Genomic DNA, 20,649 nt, shown 5'->3' on the forward strand with positions numbered 1-20,649 from the left:
TAAGTGATAACCAAAGGCTGTTATTCAATCGATGTAATCTGTGTAACGATAACGTGATTGTCTGACTGTCGCACAATTGCCTGTGGTTAGGTATGCTAATTCGCTCCAGATAGCCGGCGCAAAATAATTTGAGGCTGATATGAAAATTCCAAAAAAACCTGACATCCTCAATATCACCGCCGTGGCACGTTCACGGTTATTCACCATTGAATCGGTCGATCTGACTTTCAGCAATGGTGCGCATCGCGTTTATGAGCGGATGAAGCCCTCAGAGCGTGAAGCGGTGATGATTGTGCCGATTATTGATGACCATCTGATCCTGATTCAGGAGTATGCCGTCGGACTGGAAACCTATGAGCTTGGTTTCCCCAAGGGGCTGATCGATTCAGGTGAAACCGTGAATGAAGCGGCAGTTCGCGAACTGAAAGAAGAGGTCGGTTTTGGTGCCGATCAGCTGACAACGCTGGGCAAACTCACCATGGCACCCTCCTACTTTTCCAGCAAAATGTACATCGTGGTGGCGGAAGGTCTCTACGCTGAAAAGCTGGAAGGCGATGAGCCGGAGCCGCTGATTGTCCACCGTTGGCCGCTGAGCGATATGATGTCGCTGCTGGATGAACCCGATTTCCGCGAGGCACGTAATGTCAGTGCGCTGTTTATGGCGCGCGAATGGCTGGTGAAGCAGGGGCGGCTGAGTTACTGAGCGAGCGCATAAGTAAGGAAACGAGCCTGGTCAGCAGGCGCGTTTCGATTTTATTCTGCTCTTGCATTTTCCTGTATGGCTGATGCAGGCTTCAACAGTGGGGCGGTCAACAGATAAACCACGCATGCCATAAGAATCGAATTAAGTACCGGTACGCCGCGCTCAACCAACAGTCCGGTAGCTCCGCCCGCTGCACTGGCTATCAGCGCGGGCCAGCCGATAAGCTGAGACGTTGCCGGTAAGGAATTGCTGTTGCGGCTCAGCGCCAGCGTCTGGCGGTCAGTTTTCAGCACATAGTAGTCAATGATCATCACGCCCAGTACCGGCGGGAAGATGACCCCCAGAAGTTCCAGAAAATCGACAAAACGATCAAGAATCCCAAGAATTGAACAGAGTGTGCCGAGCATACCGAGCAGCAGCGTAATCACAGGATAACGCGGTTTATAGCCGGTTAAGCCTTCAATCGCATTGGCGATGCCCAGCGTTGACGAATAGAGATTCAGGTCGTTAATGCGCAGGGTAGAAAAGACCACAACCAGCAAACCCAGTGAGCTGGTAGTTTGAGTAATAATCGCGATGATGTCTGAGGTCTTCAGTTCTCTGGCAATCAGAATTGCCAGCCCATTAATCCCATATTCTCCCGCCAGAATGGTCAGCAGCGTAATGGCGAAGACATCTTTACCGTTACGTGAGAAACGCGTCAGGTCGGGAGTCATCAGACTGGCCAGGATTGCACCGCCAATTACCATGGTAATGGCGGCGCTCACGGTAATGGTTTCGCTCGCAATAACCGGCGGCGTCATCTGGCCAGACTGGCCGTGGAAAGCGTGCCAGAAAATCCAGCCGACCAGCACGATGAAGAGCGGAACCGCAATGCGTGCGGTAAAGCGCAGCGCCTTAAAGCCAAAGGTAACCAGTAAAGTCAACACGGCTCCTGAAAGCGCTGCCGACTCTGCAAAGCTGAGTTTGCCGTTCAGGGCATAGCTCAGCGATCGGGCGAAAACGGCATTCTGAATGCCGAACCAGCCCAGCAGGCTGACCGCGACCAGCAGACCAATGAACACTGAGCCGTGGCGACCAAAACCACACCAGCGAGCCAGCAGACTGCCCGGCAATCCCTCGCGCATCCCTGCATAGCCGAGCGCGAAGGTCAGCACGCCAAATAGCAGGCTGGCCAGAGTGATTGCGGTAAACGCCTCGCCCGGCGTCATACTGTTGCCCAGAACCGCGCCAAGCATAAACTGATCCAGCGCAGTCAGCATGCCCATATGCACAATAGCGACGCTAAGCAGTGAGAGCCTTTTATTTGCAGGTACAGGGCTCAGTGGATAATCATCAAATTTACTCAAAATATGGTTTCCTTACCGGTTTATATATAAATAACGCCTGTGCTGAGAAACCTCTCTGGCAGATAATTCTCCAGTGACTCCGCACGACAGTAGCTCTCAAATTGTTGTAGCGAATGCACCCCCGCTTTTTGATAAAGCGTGGTGATGCGGTTACCGATAGTTTTTACGCTGAGGTTGTAGATGCGGGCAATCTCTTTCGCGCTGAATCGCCGTAGCAACAGGAAAATGACATCCAGCTCGGCGGGGGTAAAAAGGGGGTGCTCAAGACGCGTCGTCAGTACAGAAGATTTTTTGGGATCGATAAAGCTCATTGCCGTAAGGTTATCCACCGGACGTGCATTCCAGATGCAGCCCAGCCACTGATTTCGGTTGTCGAAAACAGGGTATTTCTCGCTGATAAAAGGGGTGAGATAATTGTTGCCATACCAGTAGTGGGTTTCAATCACGGCCACGCTACTGTTATTCAATTTTACCTGTTGATCATGCTCGCAGAATTCATCGGCGCAATCACTCCAGCGCGTGGGGAACTCACTGTCTCTTTTTCCCTCAAATAAATAACTTTTAGGCGTAGCAGTATACATTTTTGCAGCTTCATTCATATAAAGATGCTGCGATGCGGCATTCTTAAAACCCCAGGGTGTCGGTAATAAATCCATGGTGGTGGCGAATGCAGAAATGAAATCATCAATACTACGGTATGGGCTGTCCATGGCGCCTCGCTGAAAGCATTCAGATTATAATCTTTTTGCCAGATAATAACGTGCGTAGCGCTGCGCATATCCATCCTGTTCGCCATAGACGCGATAACCCAGCTTTTCGTAAAAACCACGAGCCTGGAAACTTAACGTATCAACGATGGACATATGGCAGCCTCGATTGCGCGCTTCTTCTTCCGCTGCCTGCATCAGCTGACGTCCTGTGCCATGCAGGCGCCAGGCATCCTCTATCCATAAATAATGAATATCCAGCGTGCCACACCAGGTATGGGCTAACAGGCCACCCTGGATATTTTTCTGGTCGTCATACAGGATAACATTCAGCGTTTTCATATTGATGTCAGCAAAGCGTCCATTATGCTGCCAGAGTCGCTGAATAATATACTCTTCAGTTTTGGGGTCTTGCGTATGACCCACTTTAATTTCCATATATAAAAGTATCCATAGGTGATTAAATCAAAAAAGAGGATGTCGGGGTTTCTATTCCTATCATGATGATAAGCGATGCGCAAGAGTTAATATCCCTCCTGTTATTAGGCGCAATTAATATTAAGCTGGTTATCGTTGTTCAGCTGATATGCCAATAACTATCTTTGCTGGCACCAGGGAAGACTAAGCTAATCATAGCGATATAATAACTATATTCTTTTTTAGGTTCACTTTCTGAATCGCTTCATACACATTGCTTTATATTATCTGACTGATTTAATGCCGATCGCTCAGGGTGATCGGCATTTTCCTCAGCAACAGATGATGATCTCTCTCCGGCTTTTACCTTACTTTTTTTCCATCCCAGTTGACTGAGTCGCTCAGGCACGAAAAGCATCGCGTGTTTCATCAGGATAAGCGGGCCAATAAAAAAGGCTGATCACTTCAGGTGACCAGCCTCAGATATTTCACATTGCAGATATCACATCAGAACAGCTCGTGACTTTCACCGTTATCCATAATGGTGGTACCCACATCATGAACCGAATATTCGGTTGGCTGGGTGCCATTGATGAAGTACTCCTGACGGGTGTTACCCCCCCCATTTGCCAGCTTGCCGGTGCTGCGATCGATCGTCACCGTGACCACACCATCCGGCGGCGTTAACGGCTGCACCGGTACACCATCCAGCGCACTCTTCATGTACTCATCCCATGCTGGTTGCGCGCTCTTCGCACCGCCTTCATAGCCCGAAATCTGATCGGGAATGGCGCCGGAGAGCGTGCTGCGGCCCAGATTGCGGCGCGCATCATCAAAGCCGATCCAGACTGAGGTGACCACTCCAGGGCCGTAACCCGAGAACCAGGCATCTTTCGAGCTGTTAGTGGTACCGGTTTTACCGCCGATATCATTACGCTTGAGGTCACGCCCGGCACGCCAGCCTGTTCCCATCCAGCCCGGTTCGCCAAAGATGTTACTGTTCAGCGCGCTCTTGATCAGGAAGGTGAGCGGGGTGTTGATCACGTGCGGTGCATATTGCTGCTCACCCTGTTGTGCCTGAGCGGGAACCTGCTCCAGTTCAGGCTGAGGAACGGCCTGATTCTGGTTGTTATTAGAGGCTGCAACGTTCTCGACGCTCTCTTCATTCAGGGCCAGCGCTTTTTTGGTCTCGCCATAGATCACCGGCAGATTGCACTGCGGGCAGGCGATCTTCGGTTTCTCTTCAAATACGAGGCCGCCCTGTTCGTTCTCAATCCGGGTGATGAAGTAAGGATCGACCAGGAAGCCGCCATTCGCCATCACGGAGTAGCCGCGCACCACCTGTAACGGGGTAAACGAGGCCGCACCTAATGCCAGCGATTCGGTGTGAACAATGTTCTGAGCCGGGAAACCAAAGCGCTGCAGATACTCAGCGGCGTAATCCACGCCCATCGCACGCATCGCACGCACCATCACCACGTTTTTCGACTGGCCTAAACCCTGACGCAGACGAATCGGACCATCGTAAGTTGGCGGTGAGTTCTTGGGACGCCAGTCAGCACCCGCACCCGCATCCCAGCGTGAAATCGGCACATCGTTAAGGATTGAGGCGAGCGTCAGCCCGCGATCCATTGCGGCGGTATAGAGGAAAGGCTTGATGTTAGAGCCGACCTGACGCAGCGCCTGGGTCGCACGGTTAAACATGCTCTGGTTAAAGGCAAAGCCGCCTACCAGCGCGCGCACCGCACCATCATTCGGATCCAGCGAGACCAGCGCCGAGTTCACATCCGGCACCTGGCCCAGCCACCACTCATCACCCACCTTGCGCACCCAGATCTGCTGGCCGGCCTGCAATACCTGCGTCACGCTTTTCGGCGTCGGGCCCTGCACGGTGTCAGACTTATAAGGACGCGCCCAGCGCACACCGGCTAATGCCAGCGACACATTGCTGCCATCTTTCAGCATCACCGTCGCTTCATCGCTGCGCGCTTCGGTTACGACTGCCGGATTGAGCGGACCATAGACCGGCAGCGTCTTCAGCGCTTTCTCAATCTTCGTCTGATCCCATGCCGGTTCACCCACTTTCCACAGCACGCTGGTCGGGCCGCGATAGCCATGACGCATATCGTAGGCCATGACGTTATTGCGAACGGAGGTCTGCGCGGCTTCCTGCAGGCGACGGGTCACGGTGGTGTAGACCTTGTAACCATCGGTGTAGGCATTCTCACCGTAGCGTTTCACCATCTCCTGACGCACCATCTCGCTGAGATAGGGGGCAGAGAAAGCGATTTCCGGACCGTGATACTTCGCGACCAGCGGCGTATTACGCGCCTCATCATACTGCTGCTGCGTGATGTAATGCTGATCCAGCATACGCGCCAGCACCACGTTGCGGCGCGACAGGGCACGACTCGGCGAGTAAAGCGGGTTAAAGGTGGAAGGGGCTTTCGGCAGACCGGCAATCATCGCCATCTCACTCAGCGACAGCTGGTCAACCGGCTTACCAAAATAGACCTGTGAGGCTGCGCCGACGCCATAAGCACGGTAGCCGAGGTAGATCTTATTCAGGTAGAGCTCAAGGATTTCATCTTTGTTCAGCAACTGCTCAATGCGGATCGCCAGGAACGCTTCCTTTATTTTACGCATCAGGGTGCGTTCCGGGCTCAGGAAGAAGTTACGGGCCAGCTGCTGAGTGATAGTACTGGCACCCTGCGAGGCGTGACCGGAGACCAGCGCAACGCTGGCCGCACGGAAAATACCCACCGGATCAACACCATGGTGCTCATAAAAACGGCTATCTTCGGTCGCAATAAACGCTTTCACCATCACAGGTGGCACTTGCTGCAGAGTCAAAGGAATACGGCGCATTTCGCCATACTGGGCGATCAGATCGCCATCGGCGCTGTAAACCTGCATAGGGGTTTGCAGACGCACATCTTTCAGCGTGTTTACGTCGGGCAGCTGTGGCTCTATGTATTTGTATAAACCATAAATCGAGCCAGCTCCCAACAGGATGCAACACACTGCAAGGATCAATAAATACTTTACGAACTTCACCTGGAATTTCCCATCTGTTGTCGTTTGAGCAGTTTATAAACAACCGCGCGGTAGTATAAAGGCAAGCCAGACGCTTTGATATGTCCATTTTCCCGGACGATAAGGAGATCGCGCGTATGGCTTTTCATACCTGGCAAATTGGGCTGGATATTCAGAATAGGCAGATTTGCGCCCTGGCCCTCCAGCCTCGTCGTGATGGCTGGCAGCTACGCCACTGGTGGCAGCAGCGGCTGCCGCAAGATACGTTAAGAAGCGGCGTGCTGCAATCTTCGCCTGAATTACTGGCGGCCTTAACGGCCTGGCGTCAGCGGTTGCCACGCCATTATTCGCTGCGGGTCGGACTGCCTGCCCAGCTGGTGCTGCAGCGCCAGCTTCCCCTGCCTGCGCAGTCGCTGAAGGAGCCCGCGCTGGGGCACTACGTGCAGGCGGCCGCGCGCCGTCTCTTTCCGCTGGAGCCCGCTGCGCTGGCGCTGGATTACCGGCCGGATGTGCAGAGCGGGCAGCTCTGCGTCACGGCAGCGCGGCTGGAGATTATCGACCAGTGGGCGGCACCCCTGTTGCAGGCGGGTTTAAAGCCGCAGGTGTTCGAACTGACCACCGAGGCGCTGAAGCGGTTAGCCCGGCAGGCAGCGCTGCAGGACGACGCGGTGCTGGTTCTGCAGCAGGATAACCGCTGGCTCTGGAGCGATGCGCACACCGCTGCTGACACAGGCGAAGCCGCCACGCTGGAGGCACTGCAACGGCAGGCCTTTCCCGGGGCGCGTTCTGTCGCCTGGTGTACCGCAGAGCAGACGCCGTTGCCTGCAGACGTTAGCGCGTTTTCCCCTTTTGATCTGTTTCGTTATAAGCAGCCACCTTTGCCGGAGAATCCGGGCGCTTTTGCGCTGGCGGCCGGGCTGGCGCTGCGCGACGGAGATGAGTGATGGTCGCGGTTAATCTGCTGCCCTGGCGGCAGCGCCGTCGGCAACAGCAGCGGCGACAGAGCCTGGTCGTGCTGTCACTGGCGACTGGCGCCCTGTTACTGGTGGTGATGCAGCAAACCTGGCGGATACAGCAGACGCGTCAGCAGGTGGCGCAGGCGAGCAGGACGCAGCAGCAGGCGCTGGAAAGCCTTGGGCAGCAGTTAGCGCAACAGAAGCAGTTACTGGAGCAGCTCGCAGTCGTGCAAAAACAGCAGGCGAAGCATCGCCAGCAGGCTGCACAACTGGCCGCCTGGCAGCAGTTCTGGCTCGATTTACCCGCGTTGCTGCCCGACACCGCCTGGCTGACCCGGCTGGAAAAGCGCGACAACCGTCTGACACTGGAGGGGCGGGCACAGGATATGGCGGCAGTCCGACAGTTCCGCCAGCAATTAACCACTGTGGCCCTGTTTGGTCTGGTGAAGCAGGGCGGGGTTAAGCGTCAGGCTGATGGCCATTATCGGTTTTCACTGCGGGCAGAGATGCAGGAGGTGAACAGTGAGTGAATGGTGGGAGCGCTGGTGGCAGATGGCCGCTATTGCGCGCTATGGCTTGCTCGCCGCGCTCTTATCCGGTCTGCTGCTGCTCTCCTGGATCCTGTGGTTACGGCCACAGCAGCAGGCGCTCATTGCTGAACAGCAGACGCTGTTGCAGTTGACCCGCACTCTGCAGCTGCGCCAGCACCAGTGGCGTCAGAACCCCGATAATGCACAGTTGCAGGCGCAGCTGCAGTCGATACAGATCGCGAGATCAGCATCTGCATCGGGCCGTGCAGTGGAAGAGATCCTGGCGGCACGCCGTAGCCAGCTGGAAGAGTGGCAGCCGGACGCCCCCTCACGCATGCTGACGCTGCATCTGCAGTGGCCGGCGTTCCAGTCGCTTTTTGCCGAGCTTGCCCAGGCTTCCGCACCGTTTCCGGTGCATTTCCAGCTGCTGGCGCAGCCGCAGTACCTGGTGGCTCAACTCTGGCTGGAACCTGACGATGCGCCATAGTCTGTTGATTTTACTGTTGTGCTGTGGCGGCGTACTGGCGCGCGATCCGTTCCGGCCTGTAGCCGGTTCCGTCTGTGAGGCGTCAGTGGAACCGCTCACCGGCTGGCGTCTGCAGGGGATTATTGGCCGGGAGGCGCATTTCCATGCCTGGCTGCTGACCCCGCAGGGAGAGAGTATTACGGCCCGCACCGGCAAGCCATTTCCATTCGCACCCTGGCAACTGGCGGATATGACCCGCCGCAGCCTCACCTTAGCGGTGCCGAATAGCTGCAACGCACAACAGACCGCATTTTATTTAAAAGGACGTTCGCATGATAAGGATAACCACTCTGCTGCTGCTACTAAGCTGCCTGCCGCCGGTTCACGCCGCTGATGAGGAACCTCTCAGTCTGACTTTTGATAACGCCCCGGTAGAGCGTATTTTGCAGGCGCTGGCTGACTATCAGCAGATCAATCTGATGATTGCGCCAGAGGTTGAAGGTTCGTTATCGCTGCGGCTGGATAACCTGCCCTGGCATCAGGCGCTCAACCTGGTGGCGCGCATGGCAAAGCTGACGCTGGTTGAACAGGATAATGTCCTGCTGGTCTATCCGGAAAGCTGGCAGCAGGCTCAGCAGCAGGCACGTGAGGCTGAGCAGCAGTCGCAGTTGCAGCAGGTTCCTTTGCAACAGCGCGCTGTGATATTGCGTTATGCCAGCGCCAGCGAGGTGTATGCCAGCCTGCTGAGTGAGCGTCAGTCGCTGATGACGCCGCGCGGTAGCGTGACGGTCGACAAACGCACCAACGCATTGTTACTGCGCGATAGTGCGGCGGCTTTAAAAGAGACGGAGCGCTGGATACGGGCGCTGGATCTGCCACTGGAACAGATTGAACTGTCAGCCCACATCGTCACTATCAGCGAGGAGCATCTGCAGGAGCTGGGCGTGAAGTGGGGATTGCAGGCGGGGGACGCCGCAGTAAATGATATCCTGCATCATCCCCGGCTGGATGTTCCGCTGGCGGTGAGTTCACCCGGCATCAGCGTGGGAATGGCGCTGGCGCGCATCGGAGGGCAGCTTCTGGATCTGGAGTTAAGTGCGCTGGAGCAGGAGAACCAGATTGAAATCATCGCCAGTCCGCGCCTCTTTACCTCACATCAGCAGACCGCTTCGATTAAGCAGGGCACAGAAATTCCTTATGAAGTGTCGGCAGGAAACAGCGGTGCCACCAGTATTGAGTTTAAAGAAGCGGTACTGGGTATGGAGGTGACACCGACGATTTCCGGCAATGGTCGCATCCAGCTGAAGATCCATATCAGTCAGAATATGCCGGGTCGCAGCATCAGAACCGGCGATAGCGACATATTATCCATCGATAAACAGGAAATTGAGACCCAGGTCACGGTCAGTGACGGGCAAACACTGGCGTTAGGCGGTATCTTTCAGCAGCAGCGCACCCGCGGACAGAATCAGGTGCCGCTACTGGGAAATGTGCCGCTGATTGGCGGGTTGTTTCGCCAGCAATCTGATCAGCGCAAAAAAAGAGAGCTGGTGATCTTCATTACGCCGCGATTGGTCAGGGAAGCAGCGCTTACGGCTGGATAAAACGGAAAATGCGTCCCTTAAGGCCATCTGCGTTGACGCAGGAGAGGAATTAGCTTACAAGGTTTAGCGATTTTCAATACGGTGTAACCGTCTATGCTGGGTAAATCCCGGCAAACAGATCAGAAAACTCCTCTGTACGCAGCGTTGTAAAGACGCAGCGCTGGCGCGTTACAGTTTCGCGAACACAGGCCAATTCAGAAATGGATGTGCTGAAGGCAATATAATCGGTTGCCAAACAGCCTTGAGTGTTGAGATAATTTTTCATCTGACTCTTGCTAACGCTCATGAGGTCTCAGTTCCTGTCCCGCCAGCAAATGCTGAACGCGGGGTATCATTAACGAATTCTTAGTAATACCGACAAAATGGCAGAGAAACGCAATATCTTTCTGGTTGGGCCGATGGGTGCCGGCAAAAGCACTATTGGTCGTCAGTTGGCTCAGCAACTCAACATGGAGTTCTTCGATTCCGATCAGGAAATTGAGCGACGCACCGGAGCGGATGTGGGCTGGGTTTTTGATGTCGAAGGCGAAGCTGGCTTTCGCGATCGCGAAGAAAAAATCATTAACGAACTGACCGAGAAGCAAGGCATCGTCCTGGCGACAGGCGGTGGTTCCGTCAAATCCCGGGAAACGCGTAATCGTCTCTCCGCCCGCGGTGTTGTGGTTTATCTTGAAACCACCATCGAGAAGCAACTGGCGCGCACCCAACGTGACAAAAAACGTCCGTTGCTGCAGGTGGATTCACCGCCGCGTGAAGTGCTCGAAGCGCTGGCTGGCGAACGTAACCCGCTCTACGAAGAGATCGCCGATGTAACCATTCGCACAGATGATCAGAGTGCGAAAGTGGTGGCGAATCAGATTATCCACATGTTGGAAAAAAGTTGATCCAACGTTCGAAGGCTCCTTAACAGGTATCGGGCATCATGGAGAAGATCACCGTCTCACTGGGGGAACGCAGTTACCCCATCACTATCGCTGCCGGACTGTTTAACGATCCGGCTTCTTTTTGGCCGCTAACCGCGGGCGAAAACGCCATGGTGGTGACAAACCAGACGCTGGCTCCGCTTTATCTTGACCAGCTGACGGCGCTGCTGACGGCGGCAGGTGTAAAAGTGGATCAGGTGATCTTACCCGACGGCGAGCAATATAAGACGCTGGCCGTGATGGATCAGGTTTTTACCGCGCTCCTGCAAAAGCCGCACGGTCGTGATACGACGCTTATCGCCTTAGGCGGCGGCGTCATTGGCGATCTTACCGGTTTTGCTGCGGCCAGTTATCAGCGTGGCGTACGCTTTATTCAGGTACCGACCACCTTACTGTCGCAGGTCGACTCTTCGGTTGGCGGCAAAACGGCCGTTAACCATCCGCTGGGCAAAAACATGATCGGCGCGTTTTATCAACCCGCGTCGGTGGTGATTGATACTGCCTGTCTGCAGACGTTGCCCGCGCGCGAACTGGCGTCGGGTCTGGCGGAAGTGATTAAGTACGGCATCATCCTCGACGGTGCGTTTTTCCAGTGGCTGGAGCAGAATCTTGATGCCCTGCTGGCGCTGGATGAACAGGCGCTGGCGTACTGCATTCGTCGCTGCTGTGAACTGAAAGCCGAAGTCGTGGCCGCCGATGAACGTGAAAACGGTCAGCGGGCGTTGCTGAATCTGGGCCATACTTTTGGTCATGCGATTGAAGCACACATGGGCTATGGCAACTGGCTGCACGGTGAAGCGATTGCAGCGGGCATGGTGATGGCGGCACGCACGGCTGAACGCCTGGGGCAGTTCCAGGCGCAGGAGACGGATCGCATTATTGCCCTGTTCCTGCGTGCCGGTTTGCCGGTACATGGGCCGGAGGCGATGAGTGCGGAGATGTATCTGCCGCACATGATGCGCGATAAGAAAGTTCTGGCGGGCGAATTGCGGCTGGTACTCCCGCTGTCGATTGGCCGCTCTGAAGTGCGTGGTGGCGTGGCACATGATATGGTGCTGGCTGCAATTAATGATTGTCAGCAATCCTGAGATTAAGCAGTTGAGTGGTGACGCGGCGCGCAGGGTGCGCAGTGCGGAATGCCGCTTTACGGAGGAGGCAAAATGGATGAGTTTAAACCGGAAGATGAGTTAAAACCTGACGCCAGCGATCGCCGTCCCTCGCGCCCTCGTAAGTCGTCTCCCGCAGCCAAAATACCGGTTTCGCGCCAGCGCATCATGATGGGTGTCGGGATCCTGGTTCTGCTGTTACTGGTACTGGGTATTGGTTCGGCGCTGAATGGCCCGGATGAGAAAAAACCTGCGACTGCGGGCAATACGCCTGCCGCTGGCGGCGGTTCCGGCAGTGAGAAGAACATCGACCTGGCTGGCTCCTCTTCCATGTCAGGTGGACAGACGACGCCAACCGGCGGGCAGACCACGCCAGCTACCAGCGAAAATAACGCGGCGACCAGCGGTAATGCTGCGTCTGACCCGCAGCGCGACGTCTCAATGCCGCCTGTGGCTTCAACGCCTACGCAGGCCGCCCCTGTTGAGACGCCAGCAAATCAGCAGCGTGTCACGCTGCCGGGCGATCTGAACAGCGCGCTGAGTAATCAGCAGCAGCAGGTCGACAGTGCCGCGATGGGCACGCAGGGTGGCAGTTCACTGCCAACAGCCCCTGCCACGGTCAGCGGCAATGCCGGAACGGCTGCGAATCCGGTTACGGCCCCTGCAGGCCGTCAGACGCCAAACAAATCAAACGCTTCTGCCCGTCCGGCGCACGATTCATCGCATAAAACTGCTTCGAAGCCTGCAACCCGTGACAGCAAAACACATACCACGCCAGCACGTACGCCAGCCCCTTCTGCTCCGGCCACTGCGGCGGCAGGCAGCAGTTCAGCCAGCAAATCATTGCCAGGCGGCAGCTATACCCTGCAGCTGAGCGGTGCATCGAAGGCGGAAAGCCTGAATGCCTGGGCTAAGCAGCAGAATCTGAGTGGGTATCACGTCTACAAAACCACCCGTAACGGTCAGTCGTGGTACGTGCTGGTGAGTGGTTCCTATGCCACACCGGCTGATGCCAAACGCGCGGTAGCCTCACTGCCTGCCGAAGTGCGTGCGAAGAACCCGTGGGTTAAACCAGTAAGCCAGGTGAAGAAAGAAGCCAGCCAATAGCGGATGTGGGGCCAGTTTCTGGCCCCGTTTTAAGCGCAGATCTGCTGTCGGTCCAGCCACAGCCTCACAATAAGATGTAATAACCACGACAGCATGAAAAAAAATCGCGCTTTCCTGAAATGGGCAGGGGGAAAATTTCCCTTAGTAGAAGAGATCCATCGCCATCTGCCGCAAGGCGACTGTCTGGTAGAACCCTTTGTTGGCGCGGGTTCGGTGTTTCTGAACACTGAATTTGATCGCTACCATCTGGCTGATATCAACAGTGACCTGATTAATCTCTATAACATTGTTAAAACGCGCACGGCGGATTTCATCCGTGACGCGCAGCTGCTGTTTACGCCGGAAAGTAACAACGAGATCTGTTATTACCAGCGTCGCACCGAATTTAACACCAGCACCGACGCCTACCTGCGCGCGCTGTTGTTCCTCTATCTGAACCGTCACTGTTACAACGGCCTCTGTCGCTATAACCTGCGTGGCGAGTTCAACGTGCCGTTTGGCCGCTATCGCAAACCCTACTTTCCGGAAGCAGAACTGTTATGGTTTGCCGAGCGTGCGCAAAAAGCGACGTTTGTCTGTGAATCGTACGATGTTACCCTGACCAATGCCGGTAAAGGCTCGGTAGTCTATTGCGATCCGCCTTATGCGCCGCTGTCGGCAACGGCCAATTTCACGGCTTATCACACCAACAGCTTCAGCCTGCGTGAGCAGGAGAACCTGGCGGCGTTAGCGGCAAAGCTGGCTTCGTCGGAGGACCGGATTCCGGTACTGATTTCTAACCACGACACTGCACTGACGCGTTTATGGTATCAGGATGCAGAGTTACATGTGGTCAAAGCCCGGCGTTCTATCAGCCGAAGCATAACGGGTCGCACCAAGGTCGACGAACTGCTGGCACTTTATAGCTAGTCTGTTTCGTCCGCGACCAACGCATTACGCCAGCCTGCGTGCTGGCGCACAACAGTGGGAGAATCGGATGAAACAATATTTGCTGGCCCCTTCAATCCTTTCGGCGGACTTTGCTCGCCTGGGCGAAGACACAGCCAAAGCGCTGGCGGCCGGAGGTGACGTGGTTCACTTCGACGTGATGGACAACCACTACGTGCCTAATCTGACCATGGGTCCGATGGTGCTGAAAGCACTGCGCGACTATGGCATCACTGCCCCCATCGATGTGCATCTGATGGTGAAGCCGGTAGATGCGCTGATCCCTGATTTCGCCAAAGCGGGTGCCACCTACATCACCTTTCATCCCGAAGCCAGCGAACACGTTGACCGCACCCTGCAAATCATCAAAGAGCATGGCTGCAAAGCGGGTCTGGTGTTTAACCCGGCGACCCCGCTGAGCTACCTCGATTACGTCATGGATAAGCTGGATATCATTCTGCTGATGTCAGTGAACCCCGGCTTTGGCGGTCAGTCATTTATTCCTGGCACACTGGATAAACTGCGTGAAGCGCGCAGGCGTATCGATCAGAGTGGTTACAGCATTCGTCTTGAAGTGGATGGCGGCGTGAAGATCGACAATATTGGCCAGATCGCTGCCGCCGGTGCCGACATGTTTGTCGCCGGTTCCGCGATCTTCGGTCACCCTGACTATAAAAAAGTGATCGATGATATGCGCAACGAACTGGAGAAGGCCAATGGCTCATTTCACTGATATTCGTGCGCTGGCGTTTGATCTTGATGGGACACTGGTGGATAGCGCACCCGGCCTGGCCGATGCGATTGACCGCACGCTGAATGACCTCCGTCTGCCGCAGGCGGGCCTTGAGCGTGTCTCAACCTGGATTGGCAACGGCGCGGATATCATGATGGCCCGCGCGCTGACCTTCGCGCTGGGCCGTGAGCCGCAGCCGGAAGAGCAGCGTGATGCGCGGGCACTGTTTGACCGGCATTATGCCGATACCGTGGATGCGGGCAGTACGCTGTTTCCACAGGTAAAGCAGACGCTGGCCGCATTAAAGGCTGCCGGGCTGCCGATGGCGATAGTCACCAACAAGCCGACGCCGTTTGTGGCACCGCTGCTGGAGTCGCTTGGCATTGCTGATGCGTTTTCGCTGATTATCGGTGGCGATGATGTGCCGGTTAAAAAACCGCATCCTGCGGCAATTTTTATGGTGCTGGGCACCTTTGGTGTGTTGCCGAATGAGTTGCTGTTTGTCGGCGACTCACGCAATGATATCCAGGCGGCACAGGCGGCGGGCGTACCCAATATCGGCATGACCTTTGGCTATAACTATGGCGAGCCGATTGCCACCAGCCAGCCCGATTTAACCCTCGACTCTTTCGACGAACTTTTGCCCGCTCTGGGGCTGTAAATATCAGGACATAAGTATGAAACCCATCGTTTTCAGCGGCGCACAGCCGTCCGGCGAACTGACCATTGGCAACTATATGGGAGCGCTGCGTCAGTGGGTGCAGATGCAGGATGATTTCCACTGCATTTATTGCATCGTTGATCTGCACGCGATCACCGTGCGTCAGGATCCTGTTGCACTGCGTAAAGCGACGCTGGACACGCTGGCGCTCTATCTGGCCTGTGGTATCGACCCGCAAAAAAGCACCATCTTTGTTCAGTCGCATGTGCCAGAGCACACGCAGCTGAGCTGGATCCTGAACTGCTATGCCTACTTCGGTGAACTGAGCCGTATGACGCAGTTCAAGGATAAATCAGCGCGTTACGAAGAGAACATTAACGCCGGTCTGTTCGACTATCCGGTGCTGATGGCGGCTGACATTCTGCTCTATCAGACCCATCAGGTGCCGGTGGGTGAAGATCAGAAGCAGCATCTGGAGCTGAGCCGCGATATCGCGCATCGCTTCAATGCGATTTATGGCGATATCTTCAAAGTACCAGAGCCGTTGATTCCGAAGTCTGGCGCGCGCGTGATGTCGCTGCTGGAACCGACGAAGAAGATGTCCAAGTCTGACGATAACCGCAATAACGTGATCGGCCTGCTGGAAGATCCGAAAGCGGTCGTGAAGAAGATTAAACGCGCCGTCACCGATTCTGAAGAGCCGCCAGTGGTGCGCTACGATATCAAAGAGAAAGCGGGCGTCTCTAACCTGCTGGATATTCTGTCGGGCGTGACCGGTAAAACTATCGCCGAGCTGGAGCAGGAGTTCGAAGGCAAGATGTATGGTCACCTGAAGGGCGCAGTAGCCGATGCTGTGTCGGGTATGCTCTCTGAGCTGCAGGAGCGTTATCACAGCTTCCGCAACGATGAAGCACTGCTGGAGCAGGTGATGCGTGATGGCGCGGCCAAAGCACGCGCACAGGCGCAGGAAACGCTGAAGAAGGTGTATCAGGCGGTAGGCTTTGTCGCGATGCCGTAATGGCTGAGCAGACAACCAGGACGGCGGGCATTGTGCCCGCCGTTTTTATTTGCCGGACTCAGAACCAGCGCAGGCTGTCACGCAGACTTACCACGCTGCCGATGATCATCAGGCTGGGACTGGTCACCTGACCGGCTAACGCCTCCAGCTCGCTCAGTGTCCCGGTGACCACGCGTTGACGCGTAGTGGTGCCGTTTTCCACCAGCGCCACCGGCATATCGCTGCGCATACCGTGCTTTATCAACTGCTGCTGAATCTCTCCGGCCTGCGTGAGCCCCATATAAAAGACCAGCGTCTGCTGTTCCGCCGCCAGCGTCTGCCAGGCGAGCGAGCCCTCTTTCTGCAGATGTCCGGTAACCAGTCTGACGCTCTGCGCATGATCGCGGTGGGTCAGGGGAATACCGCTGTAAGCCGCACAGCCCGATGCGGCGGTAATCCCCGGCACCACGCTGAACGGAATCTGCCGCTGCGCCAGCGCTTCCAGCTCTTCACCGCCGCGACCAAAGATAAAGGGATCGCCGCCTTTCAGCCGCACGACCCGTTTTCCACGCTGCGCCTGTTCGCAGAGCAGCTGGTTGATCTCATCCTGCGGTACGCAGTGATGTCCGGCGCGTTTCCCGACAAAAATGCGCTCGGCATCGCGGCGCACCAGATTCAGGATCTCATCGGAGACCAGCCGGTCATAGACGATGACGTCTGCCTGCTGGATCAGCTGTAAGCCTTTAAGGGTCAGTAATCCGGCATCACCCGGACCGGCACCGACCAGCGCCACTTCACCCTGTTGGCGAAGGTCAGCGTTAAAGAGCTGGTCGGTAATCTGCTCCGCGCGTTCACTGTCGCCGTTGGCCAGCGTCTGGGCCAGCCGCTCGCTGTTAAAGAAGCGTTCCCAGAAGTGGCGGCGGGCACTGACAGAGCTGAATTGCTGTTTCACCCGCGCGCGCAGAGTGCCTGCCAGCTGAGCCAGCTGGCCAAGGTGTTGCGGCAGCATCGCCTCCAGCTTCTCCCGCAACAGGCGCGCCAGTACCGGCGCGCGTCCACCGGAAGAGACGGCGACCATCAGCGGGGAACGATCGATAATCGACGGCATAATGGCGCTGGCCTGCTGCGGCGCATCCACCAGATTGCAGAAGATCTGCTGTTTTTCGGCGGCTTCAGCCACCTGCTGATTAACCGCATCATCGCTGGTCGCGGCGACCACCAGCCAGCAGCCGGTGAGCCAGTGCGGATCAAACGCCCCTGGCAGCAGCGTGATGGTTTCCTGCTGCGCCCATTGCCGGAAGGCGGGGGAGAAATCAAGGGCACCGACCAGCAGCTCGGCGCCGGCCTCCAGCAGCAGGCGGGCTTTCCGCTCAGCCACGCCACCTGCGCCGACCAGCAGGCAGCGTCGGCCCTGCAGGCGGCAGAACAAGGGGAAGTAGTCCATCAGACGTCCTTAAAAAAGCCCGCGGAGGCGGGCTGTTGACGGGAGTTACAGGCAGACTTCAACCTGTCCGGCATTGACCCGCACCGGCCAGGCCGCCACGGAGCGCGTTTCATCCTCCATGCAGTAGCCATCGCTAAGACGGAAACGCTGCTTTTTCAGCGGGCTGGCAACCCAGAGCGCATCCTGATGTTCAGCAATAATGCCGCGTGACAGCACGCTGGCATCGGCAAAGGGATCGATATTGCTGATGGCATAGAGCTGCTCATCGTTGCGGGGACGGAAGATAGCAACTTGCTGGCCTTTGACCAGCGCGCAGACGCCCGTAGCGGGCAGGATCTGCGTCAGCGGACACACCGGATTCCACTGGCTCATGATTCGGTCTCCTCAATCAGGGTCACGGTAATGCGTTCATCGGCGCGTGCCGGGCGGTGCTGGTCGCGCTCCGCGACCCGCTGCACGCCAGGATCGCGCTGCGGCGAGTTGATAAAGTGGGCAAAGCGCGTCAGGTGATCCTTATCTTCCAGCGTCGCTTTCCATTCACAGTTGACGCTGGCGCGCAGCGCCGCCAGCTGCTGCTCCATCTGGCCGTTGAGGCCAAGTTTGTCATCCACAATCACCTTACGCAGATAGTCGATGCCGCCTTCCAGACTCTCCAGCCACAGCGAGGTGCGCTGCAGTTTGTCGGCGGTGCGGATATAGAACATCATGAAACGGTCGAGATAGGTGATCAGCGTCTGCTGATCGAGATCGGCCGCCAGCAGATCGCCATGGCGCGGCTTCATGCCGCCGTTGCCGCAGACGTAGAGGTTCCACCCTTTTTCCGTCGCGATAATGCCGACATCTTTGCCCTGTGCTTCTGCACATTCACGGGTGCAGCCAGAGACGCCAAACTTCATCTTGTGCGGCGTACGGATGCCTTTGTAGCGGTTCTCCAGCATCACGCCGAAGCCGAGGCTGTCACCCACGCCATAACGGCACCAGGCGCTGCCAACGCAGGTTTTCGCCATCCGCAGCGCCTTGGCGTAGGCCTGGCCGGTTTCAAATCCGGCGTCGATCAGCTGTGACCAGATAGCGGGCAGATCGTCTTTCTGCGCGCCAAACAGACCGATACGCTGAGAGCCGGTAATTTTGGTGTAGAGCTGATAGCGCTCGGCGATCTCGCCAATCACTTTCAGTCCCTGAGGCGTGATTTCACCGCCGGGCGAGCGCGGGATCACCGAGTAGGTGCCATCTTTCTGGATGTTGCCAAGATAGAGGTCGTTGCTGTCCTGTAACGGCGCGTGCTGGGGTTTGAGCACATACTCATTCCAGCAGGAGGCGAGCAGTGAGCCAACCACCGGCTTGCACACTTCACAGCCGTAACCCTGACCATAGCGGGCCAGCAGTTCGTCAAAGGTTTTAATCTCCTCTACCTGAATCAGGTGATAAAGCTCCTGACGTGACCAGGCGAAGTGGGCGCAAAGATGGTTATTGACCTCAATGCCCTGACGGCTGAGTTCACTGTTGAGAACCTGGGTGATCAGTGGGATACAGCCGCCGCAACCGGTGCCGGCACGGGTGCTGCTTTTCAGTGCTGCCACGGTATGACAGCCACCCTGTACCGCCTTAATGATGTCGCCTTTACTGACGTCAAAGCAGGAGCAGATTTGTGCGGTATCAGGCAGAGAATCGACGCCGATGGCCGGTTTATCCCCGCTGCCGGCTGGCAGAATCAGCGCTTCCGGATTAGCAGGCAGCGGAATACCATTCAGCACCAGCTGCAGAAGGTTGCCATAGTCGCTGGTGTCGCCCACCAGGACGGCACCCAGCAGGGTTTTCTGATCTTCGCTGATAATCAGGCGCTTGTAGATCGATTTGCTCTCATCCAGCCAGACCACGCTGCGAGCGCCTGGCGTGGTGCCGCGCGCATCGCCAATGCCGCCAACATCAACACCCAGCAGCTTCAGTTTGGCGCTCATGTCCGCGCCGGTAAACGCATTGTCGCGGCCCAGCAGATGGTCGCTGGCGACCTGGGCCATTTTGTAACCCGGCGCTACCAGGCCATAGACACGATTCTGCCAGGCAGCGCACTCACCGATAGCGTAGATAGTGGGATCGCTGGTCCGGCACTGGTCATCAATGGCGATGCCGCCGCGCGGCCCCAGTGCTAATCCACACTGTTTCGCCAGTTTGTCCTGCGGGCGAATGCCGGTGGAGAAGACGATGAAATCGACCTCCAGCGCGCTGCCATCAGCAAACTGCAGCGTTTTGCCGCCTTGCTCGTGATGCACAATCTGTTGGGTGTTTTTACCGGTGTGGACCCGTACACCCATCTGCTCAATCTTGCGACGAAGCTGCTCACCGCCTTGCTGATCTAACTGCTCCGCCATCAGCACCGGCGCAAATTCAATGACGTGGGTTTCAATGCCCAGATTTTTCAGTGCGCCCGCCGCTTCCAGCCCCAGCAGGCCGCCGCCAATCACCGCGCCGCGTTTGCTGCGGCGCGAACAGGCTTCGATGGCGTTGAGATCTTCGATGGTGCGATAGACAAAGCAGTCGCTGCCTTCAGCACCGTTAATTGGCGGGATCCACGGATAAGAGCCGGTGGCAAAAATCAGCGTATCGTAATGCACCGCGCGACCGGTACTGGAGTGGATGAGTTTCTCATCACGATTAATGGTGATGGCGCGTTCACCCAGCAGCAGATTGACCTGATGTTTGTCGTAATAGCCTTCACGAACCAGCGACAATTCTTCAGCGGTGTGATGGGAAAAGTAGGCGGACAGGTGGACACGATCATAGGCGACGCGGGGTTCTTCACAAAAGACGGTCAGCGAAAACTGGTCAGGTTCCGCTTTCTCTAGTAATTCTTCTATGAAGCGGTGGCCGACCATGCCGTTACCGATAACGACGACATTGTGCTTGCTCATTTTTGCCTCAAATTTGCGATATCTGCGGCTACAATAGCGCGCCGTTTCCGGCACTTATTGATATACATCAACCA

The 20,649-nt window shown here is 56.3% G+C and carries 21 protein-coding genes; 13 read left to right on the forward strand and 8 right to left on the reverse strand.

The genetic code is table 11. From position 1 onward, the window contains the following. Nucleotides 1-139: 139 nt before the first annotated feature. Nucleotides 140-703 (forward strand): ADP compounds hydrolase NudE, encoded by a 564-nt coding sequence (gene nudE / locus HFD87_RS14700; protein WP_167423594.1) that lies wholly within the window; start codon nt 140-142, stop codon nt 701-703. Between the two features lie 50 nt (nt 704-753). On the opposite strand, the gene HFD87_RS14705 is transcribed toward nudE, so the two are convergent. The 4 genes from HFD87_RS14705 to mrcA all read right to left on the reverse strand — a co-directional run bounded on the left by HFD87_RS14705 (nt 754) and on the right by mrcA (nt 6,233). Then, complete coding sequence (locus tag HFD87_RS14705) at nt 754-2,052, reverse strand: cytosine permease (RefSeq protein WP_167423595.1); 1,299 nt, start codon at nt 2,050-2,052, stop codon at nt 754-756. Nucleotides 2,053-2,072: 20 nt separating this feature from the next. After that, the gene (locus tag HFD87_RS14710; protein WP_022624038.1) at nt 2,073-2,762 is read right to left on the reverse strand and encodes a helix-turn-helix transcriptional regulator; all 690 of its coding nucleotides are present in this window, start codon (nt 2,760-2,762) and stop codon (nt 2,073-2,075) included. 24 nt (nt 2,763-2,786) lie between these two features. Continuing rightward, nucleotides 2,787-3,197: an N-acetyltransferase gene (locus tag HFD87_RS14715; RefSeq protein ID WP_033780989.1), complete on the reverse strand. Its 411-nt coding sequence runs from the start codon at nt 3,195-3,197 to the stop codon at nt 2,787-2,789. 486 nt (nt 3,198-3,683) lie between these two features. Next, the gene (gene mrcA, locus HFD87_RS14720; RefSeq protein ID WP_022624040.1) at nt 3,684-6,233 is read right to left on the reverse strand and encodes a peptidoglycan glycosyltransferase/peptidoglycan DD-transpeptidase MrcA; all 2,550 of its coding nucleotides are present in this window, start codon (nt 6,231-6,233) and stop codon (nt 3,684-3,686) included. A gap of 116 nt (nt 6,234-6,349) precedes the next feature. On the opposite strand from mrcA, the gene pilM reads away from it, so the two are divergent. From pilM to hofQ, 5 genes are read left to right on the forward strand one after another with little or no spacing between them, the layout of a single operon-like run. Continuing rightward, nucleotides 6,350-7,156: a type IV pilus biogenesis protein PilM gene (gene pilM / locus HFD87_RS14725; RefSeq protein ID WP_167423596.1), complete on the forward strand. Its 807-nt coding sequence runs from the start codon at nt 6,350-6,352 to the stop codon at nt 7,154-7,156. Beyond that, entirely contained in the window at nt 7,156-7,698 is a 543-nt protein-coding gene (locus HFD87_RS14730; RefSeq protein WP_031292127.1) for a PilN domain-containing protein, read from the forward strand. Before pilM ends, HFD87_RS14730 begins: the two co-directional genes overlap by 1 nt. After that, on the forward strand, nt 7,691-8,185 hold the full coding sequence (locus tag HFD87_RS14735; protein ID WP_033773010.1) for a hypothetical protein: 495 nt from the start codon (nt 7,691-7,693) through the stop codon (nt 8,183-8,185). Before HFD87_RS14730 ends, HFD87_RS14735 begins: the two co-directional genes overlap by 8 nt. Then, nucleotides 8,175-8,558 (forward strand): DNA utilization family protein, encoded by a 384-nt coding sequence (locus HFD87_RS14740; RefSeq protein ID WP_022624044.1) that lies wholly within the window; start codon nt 8,175-8,177, stop codon nt 8,556-8,558. The genes HFD87_RS14735 and HFD87_RS14740 overlap by 11 nt, the downstream gene beginning before the upstream one ends. Further along, on the forward strand, nt 8,497-9,768 hold the full coding sequence (hofQ, locus tag HFD87_RS14745; RefSeq protein ID WP_167423597.1) for a DNA uptake porin HofQ: 1,272 nt from the start codon (nt 8,497-8,499) through the stop codon (nt 9,766-9,768). Before HFD87_RS14740 ends, hofQ begins: the two co-directional genes overlap by 62 nt. Before the next feature lie 91 nt (nt 9,769-9,859). Here the strand turns inward: hofQ and HFD87_RS14750 are convergent, their stop codons facing one another. After that, nucleotides 9,860-10,033, reverse strand: coding sequence for a hypothetical protein (locus tag HFD87_RS14750; RefSeq protein WP_223265993.1), 174 nt, complete (start codon nt 10,031-10,033; stop codon nt 9,860-9,862). Nucleotides 10,034-10,130: 97 nt separating this feature from the next. Between HFD87_RS14750 and aroK the strand changes: the two genes are divergently transcribed. From aroK to trpS, 7 genes are all read left to right on the forward strand, one after another. Continuing rightward, entirely contained in the window at nt 10,131-10,652 is a 522-nt protein-coding gene (gene aroK, locus HFD87_RS14755) for a shikimate kinase AroK (RefSeq protein ID WP_003852989.1), read from the forward strand. 38 nt (nt 10,653-10,690) lie between these two features. After that, a complete protein-coding gene (gene aroB / locus HFD87_RS14760) occupies nt 10,691-11,779 on the forward strand; it encodes a 3-dehydroquinate synthase (protein ID WP_010253124.1) in 1,089 nt (362 codons plus the stop codon). A gap of 72 nt (nt 11,780-11,851) precedes the next feature. Next, nucleotides 11,852-12,904 carry an SPOR domain-containing protein gene (locus HFD87_RS14765; protein ID WP_022624046.1) on the forward strand — a complete coding sequence of 351 codons (1,053 nt, stop codon included), beginning with the start codon at nt 11,852-11,854 and terminating at the stop codon, nt 12,902-12,904. A gap of 93 nt (nt 12,905-12,997) precedes the next feature. After that, a complete protein-coding gene (gene dam / locus HFD87_RS14770; RefSeq protein ID WP_010671570.1) occupies nt 12,998-13,813 on the forward strand; it encodes an adenine-specific DNA-methyltransferase in 816 nt (271 codons plus the stop codon). Nucleotides 13,814-13,880: 67 nt separating this feature from the next. Then, complete coding sequence (rpe, locus tag HFD87_RS14775; protein ID WP_010253116.1) at nt 13,881-14,564, forward strand: ribulose-phosphate 3-epimerase; 684 nt, start codon at nt 13,881-13,883, stop codon at nt 14,562-14,564. Further along, entirely contained in the window at nt 14,548-15,225 is a 678-nt protein-coding gene (locus HFD87_RS14780) for a phosphoglycolate phosphatase (protein ID WP_010253114.1), read from the forward strand. Before rpe ends, HFD87_RS14780 begins: the two co-directional genes overlap by 17 nt. A 16-nt stretch (nt 15,226-15,241) precedes the next feature. Then, nucleotides 15,242-16,243 carry a tryptophan--tRNA ligase gene (gene trpS, locus HFD87_RS14785; protein ID WP_010253111.1) on the forward strand — a complete coding sequence of 334 codons (1,002 nt, stop codon included), beginning with the start codon at nt 15,242-15,244 and terminating at the stop codon, nt 16,241-16,243. Nucleotides 16,244-16,301: 58 nt separating this feature from the next. Here the strand turns inward: trpS and cysG are convergent, their stop codons facing one another. From cysG to nirB, 3 genes are read right to left on the reverse strand one after another with little or no spacing between them, the layout of a single operon-like run. After that, nucleotides 16,302-17,666, reverse strand: coding sequence for a siroheme synthase CysG (gene cysG, locus HFD87_RS14790; RefSeq protein ID WP_167423598.1), 1,365 nt, complete (start codon nt 17,664-17,666; stop codon nt 16,302-16,304). Between the two features lie 45 nt (nt 17,667-17,711). After that, entirely contained in the window at nt 17,712-18,038 is a 327-nt protein-coding gene (gene nirD / locus HFD87_RS14795) for a nitrite reductase small subunit NirD (RefSeq protein ID WP_010253107.1), read from the reverse strand. After that, nucleotides 18,035-20,575: a nitrite reductase large subunit NirB gene (nirB, locus tag HFD87_RS14800; RefSeq protein WP_167423599.1), complete on the reverse strand. Its 2,541-nt coding sequence runs from the start codon at nt 20,573-20,575 to the stop codon at nt 18,035-18,037. Before nirB ends, nirD begins: the two co-directional genes overlap by 4 nt. Nucleotides 20,576-20,649 lie beyond the last annotated feature (74 nt).

The organism is Pantoea sp. EKM21T (assembly GCF_011800405.1).
Lineage (GTDB): Bacteria > Pseudomonadota > Gammaproteobacteria > Enterobacterales > Enterobacteriaceae > Pantoea > Pantoea agglomerans.

Bases quoted from the DNA above. Each gene is read 5' to 3' on its own strand.
- nudE (WP_167423594.1), top strand. From the start codon at position 140: ATGAAAATTCCAAAAAAACCTGACATCCTCAATATCACCGCCGTGGCA.
- HFD87_RS14710 (WP_022624038.1), bottom strand. From the start codon at position 2,762: ATGGACAGCCCATACCGTAGTATTGATGATTTCATTTCTGCATTCGCC.
- HFD87_RS14715 (WP_033780989.1), bottom strand. From the start codon at position 3,197: ATGGAAATTAAAGTGGGTCATACGCAAGACCCCAAAACTGAAGAGTAT.
- pilM (WP_167423596.1), top strand. From the start codon at position 6,350: ATGGCTTTTCATACCTGGCAAATTGGGCTGGATATTCAGAATAGGCAG.
- HFD87_RS14730 (WP_031292127.1), top strand. From the start codon at position 7,156: ATGGTCGCGGTTAATCTGCTGCCCTGGCGGCAGCGCCGTCGGCAACAG.
- HFD87_RS14740 (WP_022624044.1), top strand. From the start codon at position 8,175: ATGCGCCATAGTCTGTTGATTTTACTGTTGTGCTGTGGCGGCGTACTG.
- hofQ (WP_167423597.1), top strand. From the start codon at position 8,497: ATGATAAGGATAACCACTCTGCTGCTGCTACTAAGCTGCCTGCCGCCG.
- HFD87_RS14750 (WP_223265993.1), bottom strand. From the start codon at position 10,033: ATGAAAAATTATCTCAACACTCAAGGCTGTTTGGCAACCGATTATATT.
- aroK (WP_003852989.1), top strand. From the start codon at position 10,131: ATGGCAGAGAAACGCAATATCTTTCTGGTTGGGCCGATGGGTGCCGGC.
- aroB (WP_010253124.1), top strand. From the start codon at position 10,691: ATGGAGAAGATCACCGTCTCACTGGGGGAACGCAGTTACCCCATCACT.
- HFD87_RS14765 (WP_022624046.1), top strand. From the start codon at position 11,852: ATGGATGAGTTTAAACCGGAAGATGAGTTAAAACCTGACGCCAGCGAT.
- dam (WP_010671570.1), top strand. From the start codon at position 12,998: ATGAAAAAAAATCGCGCTTTCCTGAAATGGGCAGGGGGAAAATTTCCC.
- rpe (WP_010253116.1), top strand. From the start codon at position 13,881: ATGAAACAATATTTGCTGGCCCCTTCAATCCTTTCGGCGGACTTTGCT.
- HFD87_RS14780 (WP_010253114.1), top strand. From the start codon at position 14,548: ATGGCTCATTTCACTGATATTCGTGCGCTGGCGTTTGATCTTGATGGG.
- trpS (WP_010253111.1), top strand. From the start codon at position 15,242: ATGAAACCCATCGTTTTCAGCGGCGCACAGCCGTCCGGCGAACTGACC.
- cysG (WP_167423598.1), bottom strand. From the start codon at position 17,666: ATGGACTACTTCCCCTTGTTCTGCCGCCTGCAGGGCCGACGCTGCCTG.
- nirD (WP_010253107.1), bottom strand. From the start codon at position 18,038: ATGAGCCAGTGGAATCCGGTGTGTCCGCTGACGCAGATCCTGCCCGCT.
- nirB (WP_167423599.1), bottom strand. From the start codon at position 20,575: ATGAGCAAGCACAATGTCGTCGTTATCGGTAACGGCATGGTCGGCCAC.